This window comes from Scleromatobacter humisilvae (assembly GCF_023231945.1).
Taxonomy (GTDB): domain Bacteria; phylum Pseudomonadota; class Gammaproteobacteria; order Burkholderiales; family Burkholderiaceae_C; genus Scleromatobacter; species Scleromatobacter humisilvae.
Genome location: NZ_JAJLJH010000008.1, coordinates 119,256 through 134,099 on the forward strand (window position 1 = coordinate 119,256; position 14,844 = coordinate 134,099).

The 14,844-nt window shown below is 69.6% G+C and carries 13 protein-coding genes; 6 read left to right on the plus strand and 7 right to left on the minus strand.

Annotation, left to right across the window (positions count from 1 at the left end; translation table 11 throughout):
- Positions 1 to 77: 77 nt before the first annotated feature.
- The 4 genes from lysS (at position 78) to LPC04_RS21905 (ending at position 4,113) form a co-directional block, all read left to right on the plus strand.
- Positions 78 to 1,583 (plus strand): lysine--tRNA ligase, encoded by a 1,506-nt coding sequence (gene lysS / locus LPC04_RS21890; protein ID WP_275684415.1) that lies wholly within the window; start codon positions 78 to 80, stop codon positions 1,581 to 1,583.
- A 122-nt stretch (positions 1,584 to 1,705) separates the two neighbouring features.
- Positions 1,706 to 2,293 carry a pyridoxamine 5'-phosphate oxidase family protein gene (locus tag LPC04_RS21895; RefSeq protein ID WP_275684416.1) on the plus strand — a complete coding sequence of 196 codons (588 nt, stop codon included), beginning with the start codon at positions 1,706 to 1,708 and terminating at the stop codon, positions 2,291 to 2,293.
- A gap of 21 nt (positions 2,294 to 2,314) precedes the next feature.
- A complete protein-coding gene (locus LPC04_RS21900) occupies positions 2,315 to 2,668 on the plus strand; it encodes a gamma-glutamylcyclotransferase family protein (protein ID WP_275684417.1) in 354 nt (117 codons plus the stop codon).
- Positions 2,669 to 2,748: 80 nt separating this feature from the next.
- Positions 2,749 to 4,113 carry a hypothetical protein gene (locus LPC04_RS21905; RefSeq protein WP_275684418.1) on the plus strand — a complete coding sequence of 455 codons (1,365 nt, stop codon included), beginning with the start codon at positions 2,749 to 2,751 and terminating at the stop codon, positions 4,111 to 4,113.
- Here the strand turns inward: LPC04_RS21905 and LPC04_RS21910 are convergent, their stop codons facing one another.
- The 5 genes from LPC04_RS21910 to LPC04_RS21930 form a co-directional block, all read right to left on the minus strand.
- A complete protein-coding gene (locus LPC04_RS21910) occupies positions 4,114 to 4,902 on the minus strand; it encodes an enoyl-CoA hydratase (protein ID WP_275684419.1) in 789 nt (262 codons plus the stop codon). It abuts the gene before it with no gap.
- 25 nt (positions 4,903 to 4,927) lie between these two features.
- Positions 4,928 to 6,166: a DUF3108 domain-containing protein gene (locus LPC04_RS21915; RefSeq protein ID WP_275684420.1), complete on the minus strand. Its 1,239-nt coding sequence runs from the start codon at positions 6,164 to 6,166 to the stop codon at positions 4,928 to 4,930.
- Between the two features lies 1 nt (position 6,167).
- On the minus strand, positions 6,168 to 7,937 hold the full coding sequence (locus tag LPC04_RS21920; RefSeq protein ID WP_275684421.1) for a M61 family metallopeptidase: 1,770 nt from the start codon (positions 7,935 to 7,937) through the stop codon (positions 6,168 to 6,170).
- 76 nt (positions 7,938 to 8,013) lie between these two features.
- Positions 8,014 to 8,778 carry a DsbC family protein gene (locus tag LPC04_RS21925; RefSeq protein WP_275684422.1) on the minus strand — a complete coding sequence of 255 codons (765 nt, stop codon included), beginning with the start codon at positions 8,776 to 8,778 and terminating at the stop codon, positions 8,014 to 8,016.
- Positions 8,779 to 8,798: 20 nt separating this feature from the next.
- Positions 8,799 to 9,914 carry an FAD-dependent monooxygenase gene (locus tag LPC04_RS21930; protein WP_275684423.1) on the minus strand — a complete coding sequence of 372 codons (1,116 nt, stop codon included), beginning with the start codon at positions 9,912 to 9,914 and terminating at the stop codon, positions 8,799 to 8,801.
- Between the two features lie 116 nt (positions 9,915 to 10,030).
- Between LPC04_RS21930 and ychF the strand changes: the two genes are divergently transcribed.
- Positions 10,031 to 11,122, plus strand: a complete 1,092-nt coding sequence (ychF, locus tag LPC04_RS21935) for a redox-regulated ATPase YchF (RefSeq protein WP_275684424.1) — start codon at positions 10,031 to 10,033, stop codon at positions 11,120 to 11,122.
- A 57-nt stretch (positions 11,123 to 11,179) separates the two neighbouring features.
- On the opposite strand, the gene LPC04_RS21940 is transcribed toward ychF, so the two are convergent.
- On the minus strand, positions 11,180 to 12,295 hold the full coding sequence (locus LPC04_RS21940) for an ABC transporter substrate-binding protein (RefSeq protein WP_275684425.1): 1,116 nt from the start codon (positions 12,293 to 12,295) through the stop codon (positions 11,180 to 11,182).
- 71 nt (positions 12,296 to 12,366) lie between these two features.
- The gene (locus LPC04_RS21945) at positions 12,367 to 12,708 is read right to left on the minus strand and encodes a DUF2917 domain-containing protein (RefSeq protein ID WP_275684426.1); all 342 of its coding nucleotides are present in this window, start codon (positions 12,706 to 12,708) and stop codon (positions 12,367 to 12,369) included.
- A gap of 255 nt (positions 12,709 to 12,963) precedes the next feature.
- On the opposite strand from LPC04_RS21945, the gene LPC04_RS21950 reads away from it, so the two are divergent.
- A complete protein-coding gene (locus LPC04_RS21950) occupies positions 12,964 to 14,841 on the plus strand; it encodes a potassium transporter Kup (protein ID WP_275684427.1) in 1,878 nt (625 codons plus the stop codon).
- Positions 14,842 to 14,844 lie beyond the last annotated feature (3 nt).

Below are 14,844 nucleotides of genomic sequence, written 5' to 3' on the forward strand. Positions count from 1 at the left end.
GGGCTTCCACGTAAAATCGCGGGTTCTCCCTGGCAGCCCGCGCTGCCTCCTTCCTTTCCCGCACCGAAATTCCTCGCATGGACACCACCTCGCCCACCCCGCCGCTCGACGAGAACAAGCTGATTGCGGAGCGTCGCGAGAAACTGGCCGCGATCCGCGCCCAGGAGGGCGTGGCGTTCCCGAACGACTTCAAGCCGGCCAATCGCGCGGCCGACCTCATCGCGAAGTACGGCCAGCTCACCAACGAGGAACTGGAGCCGCAGGAGATCGCCGTCAGCGTCGGCGGCCGCATGATGCTCAAGCGCACGATGGGCAAGGCCGCGTTCTGCTCGCTGCAGGACGCCACCGGCCGCATCCAGCTGCGCGTGGCGATCGACAACGTCGGCGAGGAGGTCTACAGCCAGTTCAAGCACTGGGACCTCGGCGACATCCTCGCCGCCGAGGGCACGCTGTTCATCACCAAGACCGGCGAGCTCACGATCAAGGTCACGACGCTGCGCCTGCTGACCAAGTCGCTGCGCCCGCTGCCCGACAAGTTCCACGGCGTTTCCGACCAGGAAGTGAAATACCGCCAGCGGTATGTCGACCTGATCACCGACGAGGAGGCCCGCAAGCGCTTTCGCGCCCGCAGCGCGGCGCTCGGCGAGATCCGCGCCTTCATGGTGGCCAACGGCTTCATGGAAGTCGAGACGCCGATGCTGCACCCGATCCCCGGCGGCGCCAACGCGAAGCCCTTCGTCACGCATCACAACGCGCTCGACCAGGCGATGTACCTGCGCATCGCGCCGGAGCTCTACCTGAAGCGCCTGATCGTCGGCGGCTTCGAGCGCGTGTTCGAGATCAATCGCAGCTTCCGCAACGAAGGCATCTCGGTTCGGCACAACCCCGAATTCACGATGATGGAGTTCTACGCGGCGTACTGGAACCACCACGACCTGATGGACTTCACCGAGCAGGTGCTGCGCCACGCCGCGGTCGCCGCCACCGGCTCCGCCGCGCTGACCTACGCCGGCAGGGAAGTGCACCTGGACAAGCCCTTCGCCCGCCTGACGGTTCGCGACTCGCTGGTCGAGCACTGCGGCCTGACGCTCGCGCAGACCGAGGACAAGGACCTGCTGCGCGCCCGCATCCTGGCCGCGCACGAGAAGGCGCCGGCGCACTGGACGCTCGCCGAGCTGCAGTTCGGCCTGTTCGAGGCCGAGGTCGAGGCCAAGCTGTGGCAGCCGACCTTCATCATTGACTACCCGGTCGAGGTGAGCCCGCTGGCGCGCGCGTCCGACACCAACCCGGCCATCACCGAGCGCTTCGAACTGTTCATCACCGGCCGCGAATACGCCAACGGGTTCTCCGAGCTGAACGACGCCGAGGACCAGGCCGCCCGCTTCCAGGCCCAGGTCGCCAACAAGGACGCCGGCGACGAGGAGGCGATGTTCTACGACGCCGACTTCATCCGCGCGCTCGAATACGGCATGCCCCCGACCGGCGGCTGCGGCATCGGCATCGACCGCCTGATGATGCTGCTGACCGACAGCGCCAGCATCCGCGACGTGATCCTGTTCCCGGCGCTGCGGCATGAGGGCTGAGCCTGCTCATCCGATCGGTTAGCGATCCTCGCAAACCGATCAAGAAAATTTACCGACCGGCGATTGACCGCCGCCGGACCTGCGGATAGTGTTGGTCCTCACATCCCGCCCGGAGGTCTGCCGTGTCCACACGACTGCAGGAACTCGACGAGATCGAGGCGAGCATCTGGAGCGAGCTCGAGCAATGCGTGGCTCAGCGGCCGCGCGCCGAGCGCGGCGAGCCGGACGCCGACGAGCCGCCGCACGAGTGGCGCGTGGCCGTGCTGGCCACCGTCGACGACGGGCAGGCCGACGCGCGCAGCCTCGTGCTGCGAGAGGTGGACGCGGCCGAGCGCCGCCTGGTCTTCTACACCGACGCGCGCTCGCCCAAGGTGCGCCAGATCGAGCAGTCGCCGCAGGGCACGCTGATCTTCTACAGCCGCAAGCTGGGCCAGCAGCTGCGCATGCAGGTGCGGCTGCACGTCCAGACCACCGGGCTGGCCGTCTCGTCGCGCTGGGCCAGGCTGCAGACCTCCGCCGGCGCGCGCGACTACCTGGCCGTCGCCGCCCCGGGCCGTCCGCTCGATGCGCCGCTGTCCGACCTGGGCGTGCGCGGCCACTTCGCGATGATCGAGGCAATGGCGGAGACGGTCGACTGGGTGGAGTTGCATCCCGAGGGCCATCGACGCGCCTTGCTCGGCGGCCACGCGTCGCGCTGGCTGCAGCCCTAGCCACGCTGCAGGCTCGCGTCCATGCCACTGCTTTTCTCGTACGGGACGCTGCAACAGGACGACGTCCAGCGCGCCACCTTCGGCCGCCTGCTGACCGGGCAGCCCGATACCCTGCCGGGGTACTTGCAGGAGATGCACGAGATCGACGATCCGGAGGTCGTCGCCACCAGCGGCAAGACGCACCACCCGATCGTCCGGCCGGGCGGCGATGCGGCGGATCGGGTCGCGGGAACCGTGTTCGAGATCAGCGACGCCGAGCTGGCGCAGGCCGACGTCTACGAGGTGGCAGCCTACCGCCGCGTTCCGGTGACGCTCGAATCGGGCCGGCAGGCCTGGGTCTACATCGACGCCCGCTTCGCGCCGTCCCCGCCGTAGATCCCGGCGTACGGGTTTTCTCCGGCGACCGATACGAGCCGTTACGCGAAGCATGTCGCTCGAAAGGGCATGATCGCGGCATGCGTCTTCCGGGTTTCCTGCAGAGTGGCCAAGCGCGGGCCGCTCGCCTCCTCGTCGTCACTGCCGTCCTCGCCACGCTGCTCTCCGGCTGCGGCCTGTTCCGGCCCGCGCCGCCCCCGCCGGCGCCGGCGCCGCACCGTGTCGAGCCGGCCAACGACACCGGCCTGCCCGCCTCGGCGGCGCGCGCGCTGAGCCTGCGCTTCCCGTACATGCACCCGATCGGCCACGGCGCCGGCCACCTGCAGGTGGACGACGCGGACGACCTGGCCGTCGTGCTGGCCCCGATCGGGCAATCGCATGACGCCATCGTCGCCGTGCTGGTGACGGGCGCCGGCGGCGACTACCGCGTCGCGACGTCCAGCAAGGTGGTCGCGCCCGGCTGCGAGCCCTGCACGACCACGGTGGACATCGCGCACCACCTGTTGTCGGTGCACGTGATGCGGCCGTCGGATCCGGACTTCGAGCGCGTCACCTACCAGTTCGGCTACCGCGACACCGACGACGCGCTGCGCCTGGTCGGCGTCACCGCGGCGCAGCCGGCCGGCGACGACCCGATCGCGCACGGCTACGCGATCAGCACCAACCTGGTCAACGGCAGCAAGGTCGACACGCTCGACCCGACGCAGAGCGACCCGGCGCGCCGGCGCGAGCTCCGCTCCAGCGTGTCGCTGCGGCCGGCGATCGCGTTCGACGCCTTCGCCTTCACGCCGCAGGCGCTGGGGCCGGAACTGCAGCGCCGGCCGGCGTCGGCGTTCGAGCCGGCGGAGTCGCTGCCCGCCTCGGCCGCGGCGCTGCTGCATGCGCGCTTTGCGGGCGCGACGGTGCAGTCGCACAGCGCCGGCGTGCTGCGCGGGGACGGCCCGCGCGACATCGCGGCCGTGCTCGCGCCTCCGCCCGGCGCCGACGGCGACCCCGTGCTCGCGCTGCTGCTCGCGCAGGCCGACGGCAGCTTCCGGCTGGGCGCGACGAGCGGCCCGCTGACCCACAACTGCCGCGCCTGCGAGGTGCAGGTGCTCATCGCGCACAAGGCACTGGTCGTGCAGACCACGGCCAACGACAGCTCGGGCACGCACGTCGTCGGCTACCAGTTCATGGCGACCGCCAAGGCCGGCGCGCTGCGCCTGGTCGGCGTGCGCACGGTGCTTGCGAGCCACGACAGCGCGGGCGACAGCCGCCGCTACGTCAACACCGCCAACCTCGTCACCGGCGACAAGCTCGACGTGGTCGAGGAGGTCGCGCACGGCCATCGCAACCGCGTCGAGCACGCGAGCAAGATCGTCGCCCGGCCGCCGATCCTGCTGGCAGGCTTCGCGTTCGATCCGTCCAAGCTCGACGCGGAAACCCGGCGGGACTTCGCGCCGTGATCAGCGGTTCTTGAACTCGGGCTTGCGCTTCTCGAGGAACGCGCCCATGCCTTCGCGCTGGTCCTCGGTGCCGAACAGCGAATGGAACAGGCGGCGCTCGTAGGCGATGCCGTCGGTCAGGCCCGTCTCGAACGAGCGGTTGACGGCGTCCTTGGCCATCATCACGCTGGGCATGCCCAGGCCGCACAGCTGCTCGGCGACGGCGAGCGCCTCGGTCATCAGCTGGTCGGCCGGCACGACGCGCGAGACCAGGCCCGAGCGCTCGGCCTCGGCGGCGTCCATCATGCGGCCGGTGAGCACCATGTCCATCGCCTTGGCCTTGCCGATGGCGCGCGGCAGGCGCTGCGTGCCGCCGGCGCCGGGCACGATGCCCAGCTTGATCTCGGGCTGGCCGAACTTCGCGGTGTCGGCGGCGATCAGCATGTCGCACATCATCGCCACCTCGCAGCCGCCGCCCAGCGCGAAGCCGGCCACCGCGGCGATCACGGGCTTGCGCACCTGGCGCATCGTCTCCCAGTTGCGCGAGATGTGGCCCTTCTTGAAGGCGTCCATGTAGTCGTACTTGGCCATGATCGAGATGTCGGCCCCGGCCGCGAACGCGCGCTCGTTGCCGGTGACGACGATCGCGCCGATGCCGTCGTCGGCGTCGAAGGCGAGCAGCGCGGCGCCGAGCTCGTCCATCAGCTGGTCGCTGAGCGCGTTCATCTGCTTGGGGCGGTTCAGGCGGATCACGCCGGTCTTGAGCGGGCCGGCGCCGACGGTCTCGGTGAGGATGGTTTCGTAGGTCATGATGGTCTCCTTGAAGTTCTCGGGTTCAGCGCTCGCCCACGGGCGGCGGCGGCGGGAAGGCCTGCACTTTCGGCGGCGGCGGCGCGGGCCGTTCGCCGGCCGCCTGCATCGGCAGGTCGTCGAGCGCCAGCAGCGCCCACGTATGGTCGTCGACCTTGACGAGGATCTGCACGGGCAGGTACTGCAGCGACGGCGCCGTCCAGATGTCGAAAGGATATTCGTTCGGCCGCCGCGGGCCGTCGAGCAGGGGCTTGAGGTGCACGGCGTCGATCGCGCCGAACGCGAGGTCCAGGTGCTCCGTGCCCAGCACCTGGTAGTGCCAGCGCCGGAGGTTGTTGGGCAGCGCGAGCGGTATCTGCACGACATGGCCCGGCGTCAGCCACTCCGGGTGGTTGTAGAACATCCAGACGAACTGCACGAACTGGCTCGCGCCGTCCTGCGTCTGCGGCAGCTTGATGACGCGGTTGCCGTTGTTGAGCGTCACGTCGCTGTCGCCGAACTCGATGTGGCGCGTGCGCGGCGTCGCGAACAGGAAGCTGAACGACTCGTCGTAGTGCTGCGGGCTGAGGCCGTCGGGGCCCAGCGTGCCGTTGCTGTACATGTGCTGGTCGATCAGCGGCGAGATGTGGACGTTGAAGTCCACCTCGTAGCGCGAGCCCTCGCGCCGCCATTCGACGGTCGACTTGCCGTAGATGTGCACGCCTTCGCCGCGCTCGCCGGTCAGCGTGTAGGTCAGCCGCGTGGCCGGCGGCCAGTCGAAGGGCGGGCGCCCGGGGCCGGCCACCGCCGCGGCGGAGGCCGCCTCGCTGGCCGACGCCGCGGCGGCGGCAGCCTGCGCGGCACGCCGCATCGCGTCCTGGATCGCCGCGCGCTGCATCTGGGCGCGCTGGAGCATGTCCGGCTCGGCCGATCCGGCGGCGTCCGGTAGGGCCTCGGTCGATGCCGTGGCGACCGCGCTCGCAGGCGGCTGTGCCGGCTCCGGCGCGCTCGCGGGCACCGGCGCCGAGCTCGCGCGCGCGACGCGTGACGCGCGCGGGCGCGGGGCCGGCGGCGTCGGTGCGGGCGCCGTCGCGGGCGGCGGCGCCGTCGGCTGCACGCGCTTCGAGAACGTCACCTCGATGGCCTTGGGCCGCTTCGACGTGTTCCAGCCGATGACGCCGGACAGCACGCGCAGTCCGAACAGCGCATGCACGAGCAGCACCGCGACGATCAACGCGAACCAGGCGGCGCGGCGCCGCCTGGACTCGCGCCACGGCGACCGCACGCTACTTGCCCAGCCAGCCGTTGCGACGTGCGAGGGTCGCCGCGTTCGGCGAGGCGCTCAGCTTCAGGCTGCGCGACGCGGCGTCATTGCGGCGCTCGCTGAGGCGGTCGGCCACACGCAGCGTGCGCACGCGCTGCTGGCGCACGACCAGCAGCTCGAACGCCGCGCCGGTGCGGATCCACGACAGCGCGTCGTCCAGCCGTCGCACGCGCCAGCCGTCGACGGCCAGGATCTCGTCGCCGGCCGACAGCCCCGCCGCCGCGCCGGCGCCCCCCGCCAGCACGTGCTTGACCTGGATGCCCGTGACCGGGCCTTCGGCGACGCGGATGCCCAGCTCGAAGGCCAGCGTCAACGTCTCGACCTCGGGCTCGACGCCCACGCGCGCGAGCGCCGGCAGCACGTCGAGCTCGCCGCGCTGGTGCACCCAGTCGCGCAGCTCCGCGGCGACGGCCTTGCCGCCGAGGCGGGCCACCGTCTTCAGGATCAGCTCCTCGGTGACGCCGCCACCGGGTGCGTCGCGCCACAGCGCGCGCATCACGTCGTCCAGCGTCGCCTTGCCGCCGGCGCGCAGCGCGAGGTCGAGGCGCAGCGCCACCAGCGAACCCTTGGTGTAGTAGCTGATGGTCGAATTCGGCGTGTTCTCGTCGGTGCGGTAGTACTTGACCCAGGCGTCGAAGCTCGCCTCGGCCACGCTCTGCACGTGCTGCCCCGGGGCCTGGCGCACGCCGTTCATCGCGCGACCCACCAGCTTGACGTAGCGCGCCGGGTCGATCAGCCCGGCGCGCAGCAGGAACAGGTCGTCGTAGTAGGACGTGAAGCCTTCGAAGAACCACAGCAGCTCGGTGTAGTTCTCCTGCGAGAAGTCGTAGGGCAGGAACTCGGCCGGCTTCAGGCGCTTGACGTTCCAGGTGTGGAAGTACTCGTGGCTGATCAGCCCCAGCAGCGTGACGTAGCCGTCGCTGGTGCCGGCCACGCCCAGGCGCGGCAGGTCCTTGCGGGCAGCGATCAGCGCGGTGCTCGCGCGATGCTCGAGGCCGCCGTAGCCGTCCTCGGTCGCGTAAAGCATGAACACGTAGCGCGCGAACGGCGGCTTGTCGCCGCCGTGCCAGAAGCGGATCTCCTCGTCGCAGATGCGCTTGGTGTCGGCCAGCAGGCGCGCACCGTCGAACTGCGGCCAGGCGCCGCTGACGACGAACTCGTGCACCACGCCGCCCGACGTGAACGAGCCGCGCCAGAACGGCCCGAGTTCGAACGGGTGGTCGGCGAGCTCGTCGTAGTCGGCGGACTCGAAGACCTGCGTGCGCGCCGGCTTCGACTTCGCGCCCTTGGCGGCCGCGTCGACGCGTGCCATGGCCGTCGCGACGTCCCAGCCCGCGGGCAGCCGGGCCAGCTCGACGCGATGCGGTTCGTCGGTGCGGCCCTCGACTGCCAGGCACAGGCTGGTGGTGTTGAAGAAGCCGCGGTCGTCGCTGAGCCAGGCCGTGCGCACCGAGGGATCGAACGCGTAGGCGAAGTACGTGACGACCAGGGCGCCGCGGCCCGAGGTCTCGACGCTCCACCGATCCTTGGCCAGCTGCACCAGCGGCCGCGGCTGCGAACCCTGGCGCGCCTCCAGCCGGCTGAGGTGGCGCGCGAACTCGCGGATCATGTAGCTGCCCGGGATCCATGCGGGCAGGCTCAGTTGCTGCCGGGGCGCCGGGTCGGCGATGGTCAGGGTGACCTTGAACTGGTGGGTCGCCAGGTCGGCGACCTCGATTCGGTAGTGAATCATCGTGGCGGGAAGGCCGGGCGTGCCGGCGTTGGACGCGGGAGGCTGCGGACCATCGTGGCCGCAGCGCGACTCGGGCTCAGCCCTTCTTCGAAGCGGCGGCGACCTCGTCGAGCCGCCTGGTCAGGTGATCGAGATCGGCATTGCCGGCGAACTTCGAACCGTCGTCGAAGATGATGGCCGGCGTGTAGTTCAGGTGGTAGCGGGTGGCGAGATCGAGGTTGCGCTCCAGCGCCTTGACATCGCACGAGCCCATCGGCCGCGGCGGCATCACGCCGTCCAGCATCCAGGTCCGCCAGACCTGCGCGTTGTTCTTCGAGCACCAGATCGCGCGCGCCTTGACCACCGAATCGTCGCCCAGGATCGGGATCAGGAAGGTGTAGATCGTCACGTTCTTCAGCGCCGCGAAGTTCTTCTCGGCGTCCTTGCAGAAGTGGCAGTTCGGATCCTCGAACACGATCATGCGGCGCGCGCCGGTGCCCTGCTTGAACACGAGCGCGTCGCCGTACGGCAGCTTGGGCAGGTCGGCGGCCATGATCTTCGCGAGCCGCTGCTCGGTGACGTCGACCTTCTTGCCGGCGTCGACGATGTGGCCGTCGATGTGGTCGGGCGACGGATAGATCTGGTAGACGCCCTGGTCGTCGGAATAGACGATGTCCTTGCCGATGCGCAGCTCGTAGAGGCCGGCGATGGGCGTCTTCGTGATCTCGTCGATCGCCGGGCCGTTCGGATGCTGCTGGTTCCAGGTCTTGCGGATGGCGGCGTCGTCCGACCAGGCGGCCGCGCAGGCGAGCGCCAACAGGCCGGCGAGGAAGGTGCGCAATGCGCGGGCGGTCGTGTTCATGGAGGTCTCGGTTGGCAAGCTCACGAGCCGAGGGCGCGCGAGACGAGGAATCGCTTCAGGGGACTGAGCTGGTCGACCAGCGACAGGCCGTGGTTGCGCAGCTCGCGCAGGCCGGGCGCCGGGGCGGAGAAGAGTTGCCACAGGCCGTCGACGGCGCCGGCCATCGCGCGGACCGGCCAGAGCCGCGCCCGCGCGTAGCGGCGCAGCAGCGCCTCGTCGCCCAGCGCGCGCCAGGATTCGCGCTCGGCGATGACCTTGGCCAGCGCGGCGACGTCGGCCAGGCCGAGGTTCAGGCCCTGGCCGGCCAGCGGATGGATGACGTGGGCGGCGTCGCCGACCAGCGCCCAGCCGGGGCCGACGATCTCGCCGGCGCTGGCCTGCATCAGCGGCCAGGTCGCGCGCGGGCCCTGCACCTTCAACGTGCCCGCGGCGCCGTTCGTCGCGGCGTTCAGTGCGTCGTCGAAATCCGCATCGCTCGCCTGCACGAGCCGCTCGGCCTCGGCCTGCGGCATCGACCAGACGATGCCGTACGAACACTCCGGCCGCGGGCGATCGAACGGCAGCAATGCCAGGACGTCGGGCGCGCGGAACCACTGGCGCGCGACGCCGGCGTGGGCGACGTCGGACACGACGCGGGCCGCCAGCGCGCTGTGGCCATACGAATGCCGTTCGAAGCGCACGCCCAACTTGTCGCGCGCGGCCGCGGCCTTGCCTTCGGCGATCACCGTGAGCGCGGCCTTCGCGCCGGCGTCGACCGTCGAGACCGCCGGCGCGAAGCGGATCGCCGTCTCGAGCACCTGCTCCAGCTCGGCGGCGTCGACGATCCAGGCCAGCGCCGGCACCGTCTGCTGCCAGGCCGAGAACGCGAGCGACCCCTCGGCGTCGCCGGCGATGCGCATGTCGTAGACGGCGGTGCGGGCGTCCGGCGCCATGCCGTCCCACACCTTGAGCTCGCGCAGCAGGTCGACCGAGGCGGCGTTGAGCGCATAGGCGCGCACGTCGGCCCGCTGCTCGCCGCCGGCGGGCGCCGCGGGTCGGGCGTCGATGCCGATCGCCAGGCCCTGGCGGGCCAGCTTCAGGGCCAGCGCGCGGCCGACGATGCCGCTGCCGTGGATTCGTACGTCGATCTTGGACATTCCGCATTGTAGGGAGAGGAACGTGAACCCGCTCCGAAGCGGGGACACCGTCTAAAATGCCCGGTTTCCCCCTCTCCGAACGCCCGATTCCCGTCGCGGCACAGAAAGAACGCGCCATGAGCCTCAAGTGCGGCATCGTCGGCCTGCCCAACGTCGGCAAGTCCACCCTGTTCAATGCCCTGACCAAGGCCGGCATCGCCGCCGAGAACTATCCCTTCTGCACGATCGAGCCCAACGTGGGCATCGTCGAGCTGCCCGACGCGCGCCTGCAGGTGCTGTCGGACATCGTCTCCGCGCAGAAGATCGTGCCGGCGATCGTCGAGTTCGTCGACATCGCGGGCCTCGTGGCCGGCGCGTCCAAGGGCGAGGGCCTGGGCAACCAGTTCCTGTCGCACATCCGCGAGACCGACGCGATCGTCAACGTCGTGCGCTGCTTCGAGGACGACAACGTCATCCACGTCAACGGCAAGGTCGACCCGATCTCCGACATCGAGGTGATCCAGACCGAGCTGTGCCTGGCCGACCTGGCGAGCGTGGAAAAGCAGATCCACCGCACCAACAAGCTGGGCCGCGCGGGCGACAAGGAAGCGGTCAAGCTGAGCGCCATCCTCGAGCGCTGCCGCGCCGCGCTCGACCAGGCGCAGCCGGTGCGCAGCCTGGAGTTCACGAAGGACGAGATGGTCATCGTCAAGTCGCTGTTCCTGATCACCGCCAAGCCGGCGATGTTCGTGGGCAACGTGTCGGACAACGGCTTCGAGAACAACCCGTACCTCGATCGCCTGCGCGAGTTCGCGGCGAAGCAGAAGGCGCCGGTCGTGGCGATCTGCGCCAAGACCGAGGCCGAGCTGGCCGACATGGACGCCGCCGACGCCGAGATGTTCCTGGCCGAGATGGGCCAGACCGAGCCGGGCCTGAACCGCCTGATCCGCGCGGCGTTCACGCTGCTGGGCCTGCAGACCTACTTCACCGCGGGCGTCAAGGAAGTGCGCGCCTGGACGGTGGCCGTCGGCGCCACGGCGCCGCAGGCCGCGGGCGTGATCCACACCGACTTCGAGAAGGGCTTCATCCGCGCCCAGACGATCGCCTACGACGACTACGTCGCCTTCAAGGGCGAGCAGGGCGCCAAGGATGCCGGCAAGATGCGCGCGGAAGGCAAGGAGTACGTCGTCAAGGACGGCGACGTGCTCAACTTCCTCTTCAGCAGCTGAAGCGCCTGCCTGCCCGAACGAAGCCCGCCGCCCGGCGGGCTTTTTCGTTGGCGGCCCTCAGCGCGTGAACTTGCCGTCCGAGCCGATGATGGACAGGTCGGTGTAGTCCAGGCCCGTGTGGCTCGTCGGGCTGAACGAGACTTCCAGGCCGCCGATGTCGTAGTGGTGCAGCGTCTCCAGCGCGGCGCGCAGCTTCTCGCGCGTCGGGTTCTTGCCGGCGCGGCGCAGGCCCTCGACCAGCACCTTGGCGCCGGCGAAGCCTTCCAGCATGGCGGGCGTCACCTTGTCGTCGCCGGTGGCCGCCTTCTGCAGCTGGCGCGCCTCCTTGACCATGGGCGAGGCGAGCGAGCGTTCGTACGGGAACACCTGCGTGACGATGGTGCCCGTGGCGTTGTCGCCGAGCGCCTTGATGAAGCCGTCGGACGCGTTGTTGGACAGCGTGACGATCTGCGCATGCGAACCCGTGGCACGAATGGCCTTGACGCCGTTGACCACCGCGCTGCCGGAGCCGAGGAACAGGATCGCCTGCGGATTGAGCGTCGTGACCGCGTGCTGGATCCTGGTGAAGTCCGGCTTCTCGCGGTCGTAGCTCTCGGTGAACAGCGGCGCGCCGTTGACCTGCGCGAACGCGTCGAGCGCGCCCTTGACCGCATCGGAGCCGAACGAGTCGTTGACCTGCACGATGCCGATGTGCGCGAGGCCGACCAGGCTCAGGTGGCGGATCGCCCGGTTGGCCTCGTGCTGGTAGCTGGCGCGCACGTTGAACACCCACGGGTTCACGGGCTTGTGCAGCGCCATGGCGCCGGTGGACGGCGCGATCAGCGGCACGCCGAATTCCGATAGCAGCGGCAGGATGGCCTGGTTGTGCGGCGTGCCGCGCGTCAGGAACAGCGCCAGCACCTTCTTGTCGACGATCAGCGTGCGCGCGTTGGCCGCGGCGTTGGCCGGCTCGAACTTGTCGTCCATCGAGACGAGCGTGATCGGCTCGCCGTTGATGCCGCCGCCGGCGTTGACGTGGTCGATCCAGAGCTTGGCGCCCGCCGCCGTCTCCTTGACGCCGGAGGCGACGGGGCCGCTGAAGTCGGCGGTCTGGCCGATCAGGACGTCGGCATGCGACAACGTGCTGGCGATCAACGCGATCGCTGCAAGGCCTTTCGGCCAGAAACGGTTCACTGCATGTCTCCCCGCCCGGCGAAAGCCGGTACCAGGGGGAGTATGCGCGAACCGGCTCCGGCGCGCGAGCGTCAGGCGACGGCGACCGAGCTCAGCGAGATGCCGGCCAGCATCTGCTGGAAGCGGCTCGGGGCCGTGCCGCGGACGGCGGCGGCCTGGCGGCACTGGCTGGCGCCGGCGTTCGCACGCACCCGCAGCGACGCGGCGCCGCGGATGGCGCTGACGGTCACGACGTCGCGCGAGTCGATCAGGTAGGACTCGCCGGCGCCCAGCACCACGTCGTTGCGGTCGCCATCCACCGTCACCCAGACGAAGCCCTGGGTCACTTCCAGGCGCGAATCGCAGGCGTCGCGCAGGCGGGCGACTTCGTCGTCGGCCAGGTTCAGTTGAGCGCGTTGGGCGTTGAGCAGCATGATCGTTCTCCGGTTCTAAGGTCGTCTCCCTATTCCGCAACCGCATCCGTCTCCGCTCATTCGGAGGAGATTGCCTGTCGCTTCAGGGTAGGAGAATCATCGGGCTTTCCCGGATAAGAATCCAACGTTCAATTGGCATCACGTCCATTCCGAAAGCGCATGGATGAACCGTCTTGGTGCGTGGGCCTTTATGCGTTTTTTACGCCCGCGCGGCGACACTGCACTCCCCTGTTCGCCAGGCATCGACTCTTTTCCATGGATACAGCACATCGCCGGCAAGCCCTCCTGCCGCTCACCCTCGGCGCCATCGGCGTCGTCTACGGCGACATCGGCACGAGTCCGCTGTACACGATGTCGACCATCTTCGGCCCGGAGGGGGGCGTTCCGCTGGACGCCAGGCACCTCGCCGGCGCGGCGTCGACGATCTTCTGGGCGCTGATGCTGGTCGTCACGCTCAAGTACGTGATCCTGATCCTGCGCGCCGACAACCGCGGCGAGGGCGGCATCATGGCGCTCACCGCATTGGCGACGCAGGCCGCCGGCGGCACGGCCCGGCGGCGCGCGTTCCTGCTGTTGCTGGGACTGTTCGGCGCCGCGCTGTTCTACGGGGACAGCGTGATCACGCCGGCGATGTCGGTGGTGAGCGCGGTCGAGGGGCTTGAGGTCGTCGAGCCCGGCCTGAAGCGCTTCGTGCTGCCGATCGCCGTCGGCGTGCTGATCGGGCTGTTCCTCATGCAGCGCAAGGGCACCGCGGTCGTCGGCAAGCTGTTCGGGCCGATCATCGTGCTGTGGTTCCTCCTGCTGGCCGGCACCGGCATCCAGCAGATCAGCGCCTACCCCGCGATCCTGCAGGCCTTCAATCCGCTGCTCGCGCTGCATTTCCTCGTCGAACGCGGCCCGCTCGTGTTCGCGGCCGTGGGGGCGATCGTGCTGGCGCTGACCGGCGCCGAGGCGCTCTACGCCGACATGGGTCATTTCGGCAGCAAGCCGATCCAGCTCGCCTGGCTGGGGCTGGTGCTGCCCGCGTTGACGCTGAACTACCTGGGCCAGGCGGCGCTGCTGATCCGCGATCCGAAGGCGCTGGACAACCCGTTCTTCCACCTTTTCCCGCAGGGCTGGCTGCTTCCCATCGTGGTCCTCGCGACCATGGCCACCGTGATCGCCTCGCAGGCCGTGATCTCCGGTGCGTTCTCGATGACGCGCCAGGCGATCCAGCTGGGATTCCTGCCGCGCATGCAGGTCATCTACACCTCGGCCAGGGAGGCCGGCCAGATCTACCTGCCGCGCGTCAACTGGATCCTGCTGTTCGCCGTGATCATGGCGGCCCTCGGATTCGGCAGTTCCGCGGCGATGGCGTCGGCCTACGGCATCGCCGTGACGGTGACGATGCTGATCACGACGATGCTGACGTTCTTCGTCGTGCGAAACCTGTGGGGACTGCCGCGCTGGCTGGCATGGTCGGGCACGGGCGTCTTCTTCGCGTTCGACCTGCTGCTGGTCACGTCGTGCTCGATCAAGTTCGTGCAGGGCGGCTGGTTCCCCATCGTGCTGGGCCTGGCGATCTTCACGGTGATGTCCACGTGGAAGCGCGGCCGTGAGCTGCTGATCGACTCGATCCGCCAGGACGACCCCGAGCTGCTGCCGTTCATCCAGTCGCTGGCCGAGCACGTCGAACAGCGTGCGCCGCGCACGGCCGTCTTCATGGTGGCCAACCCCGACACCGTGCCGCAGGCGTTGATGCACAACCTCAAGCACAACTGCGTGCTGCACGAGCAGAACGTGATCCTGTCGGTGATCTTCCACGAGCGCGCGTACGTCGAGGGCGACGAGGTCGTCGTCGTCACGCCGCTGGCCGAGGGCTTCTGGCGCGTGGGCATCAACTACGGCTTCATGAACCTGCCCGACATCCCCGAGGCGCTGAAGATCTGCGAATCGCACGGCATCGACCTCGAGCCGATGCGCACCAGCTACTTCGTCAGCCGCGAGACGGTCGTGCCCACGCGCGGCGACGGCATGTGGCAGTGGCGCGAACGCCTGTTCGCGGCGATGTCGCGCAACGCGGGCAGCGTCGTCGAGTTCTTCAAGATCCCCAACAACGCGGTGATCGAGCTGGGCACGCGCGTGCAGATCTGAGCG

Excerpts from the sequence above, each read along its gene's own strand:
- ychF (WP_275684424.1), top strand. The coding sequence starts at position 10,031 with ATGAGCCTCAAGTGCGGCATCGTCGGCCTGCCCAACGTCGGCAAGTCC.
- LPC04_RS21920 (WP_275684421.1), bottom strand. The coding sequence starts at position 7,937 with ATGATTCACTACCGAATCGAGGTCGCCGACCTGGCGACCCACCAGTTC.
- LPC04_RS21950 (WP_275684427.1), top strand. The coding sequence starts at position 12,964 with ATGGATACAGCACATCGCCGGCAAGCCCTCCTGCCGCTCACCCTCGGC.
- LPC04_RS21910 (WP_275684419.1), bottom strand. The coding sequence starts at position 4,902 with ATGACCTACGAAACCATCCTCACCGAGACCGTCGGCGCCGGCCCGCTC.
- LPC04_RS21925 (WP_275684422.1), bottom strand. The coding sequence starts at position 8,778 with ATGAACACGACCGCCCGCGCATTGCGCACCTTCCTCGCCGGCCTGTTG.
- LPC04_RS21945 (WP_275684426.1), bottom strand. The coding sequence starts at position 12,708 with ATGCTGCTCAACGCCCAACGCGCTCAACTGAACCTGGCCGACGACGAA.
- LPC04_RS21900 (WP_275684417.1), top strand. The coding sequence starts at position 2,315 with ATGCCACTGCTTTTCTCGTACGGGACGCTGCAACAGGACGACGTCCAG.
- LPC04_RS21905 (WP_275684418.1), top strand. The coding sequence starts at position 2,749 with ATGCGTCTTCCGGGTTTCCTGCAGAGTGGCCAAGCGCGGGCCGCTCGC.
- LPC04_RS21930 (WP_275684423.1), bottom strand. The coding sequence starts at position 9,914 with ATGTCCAAGATCGACGTACGAATCCACGGCAGCGGCATCGTCGGCCGC.
- lysS (WP_275684415.1), top strand. The coding sequence starts at position 78 with ATGGACACCACCTCGCCCACCCCGCCGCTCGACGAGAACAAGCTGATT.